This is a genomic window from Arenimonas sp., assembly GCF_041919775.1.
In the GTDB taxonomy this organism is placed as follows: domain Bacteria; phylum Pseudomonadota; class Gammaproteobacteria; order Xanthomonadales; family Xanthomonadaceae; genus Arenimonas.
On the sequence record NZ_JAYRTE010000047.1, the window covers coordinates 1 to 1,591 of the forward strand.

A 1,591-nucleotide genomic window follows, 5' to 3' on the forward strand; every position below is an offset into this window, starting at 1 on the left:
GGGCCACACCCATGTTTTGCCCCAAAAAACCCCCCATGGGGCCCCCCCCCCCCCGCTCCTACACAGGTTGTGGTCAGCCGTCGACGACCTGGTAGCAGGGCACGTAGTCGCCGGCGATCTTCATGCGGCGCTGTTCGACGAAGCCGCGCAGCAGGGCGTCGAGCGCGCGCATGATGCCCTGGTCGCCGCTGATCCGGAACGGGCCGTACTTCTCGATCTCGCGCATGCCCTCTTCCTTCACGTTGCCGGCGACGATGCCGGAGAACGCGCGGCGCAGGTCGGCGGCCAGCAGGTGCAGGGGCTGGTCGCGGTGCAGGTTCAGCCCGGCCATCGCCCGGTGCGTGGGCGCGAACGGCTGCTGGAACTCGAAGGGGATGTGCAGCGACCAGTTGAAGAAGAAGGCGTCCTTCTCGCTCAGGCGGTGCTCGCGGACCTTGCGCAGGCCGCGGCGCATCGCGGCGGCCACGGCGACGGGATCGTCGACGATGATCTGGTAGCGCTGGCAGGCTTCCTCACCCAGGGCCAGCTTCAGGAACTGGTCGATCTGCTCGAAATACGCCGCCGACTCGCGCGGCCCGGTGAGGATCAGCGGGAACGGCAGGTCGCGATTGTCCGGGTGCAGCAGCAGGCCGAGCATGTAGAAGATTTCCTCGGCCGTGCCGACGCCGCCGGGGAACACGATGATGCCGTGGCCCAGGCGCACGAAGGCTTCGAGGCGCTTCTCGATGTCCGGCATGATCACCAGGTGGTTGACGATCGGGTTAGGCGACTCGGCCGCGATGATGCCGGGCTCAGTGATGCCAATGTAGCGCGGCTTCCAGTGCCGCTGCTTGGCGTGGGCAATGGTGGCGCCCTTCATCGGCCCCTTCATCGCACCCGGGCCGCAGCCGGTGCAGATGTCCAGGCCGCGCAGGCCCAGCTCGTAGCCGACCCGCTTGGTGTACAGGTATTCGTCGCGGCCGATCGAGTGGCCGCCCCAGCACACGACCAGGCTGGGTTCCATGTAGGACTTCATCACGCGCGCGTTGCGCAGCATTTCGAACACAGCCTCGGTCATGCCCGGGCCGGTCTCGAGGTCGATGCGGCCACCTTCGGCCACTTCGTTGGCGTTGTAGACGATGTCGCGCACGACGGCGAACAGGTTCTCGGCGATGCCGCGGATGATCTCGCCGTCCACGAAGGCCTCGGCGGGCGCGTTGCGCAGCTCGATCTTGATGCCGCGGTCCTGCTGGTGCACTTCGATGTCGAAGTCGGGGAAGCGCTGGGCAGCGGCGCGCGGGTCGTCGGAGTCGCTGCCGCTGGTCAGCACGGCCAGGGCGCAGCGGCGAAGCAGGTCGCGCTGGCCGCCGGTGGAGGCGTCGGCGAGGCGGGCGACTTCGTCGCGGGAAAGGATGTCCAGGCCACCGCGCGGCGAGATGCGGGCGTTGACGGTGGCGGCGATGGGAAGGGTGTCGCTCATGCTGCGCTTTCTCTTGGTCTTTTCGTTGTCGAACCCCTGACTCTAGCACCGGGAAAGCTCTTGTAGGAGCGCCTTCAGGCGCGAATCTTTTGGCTTTGTCTTCGACAAAGAACCGATTCGCGCCTGAAGGCG

1 protein-coding gene is annotated in these 1,591 nt (G+C 67.1%); it reads right to left on the reverse strand.

The features are described from left to right. Nucleotides 1-73: 73 nt before the first annotated feature. The gene (gene ppnN, locus ACE3TE_RS13025) at nucleotides 74-1,459 is read right to left on the reverse strand and encodes a nucleotide 5'-monophosphate nucleosidase PpnN (RefSeq protein WP_374605636.1); all 1,386 of its coding nucleotides are present in this window, start codon (nucleotides 1,457-1,459) and stop codon (nucleotides 74-76) included. Nucleotides 1,460-1,591 lie beyond the last annotated feature (132 nt).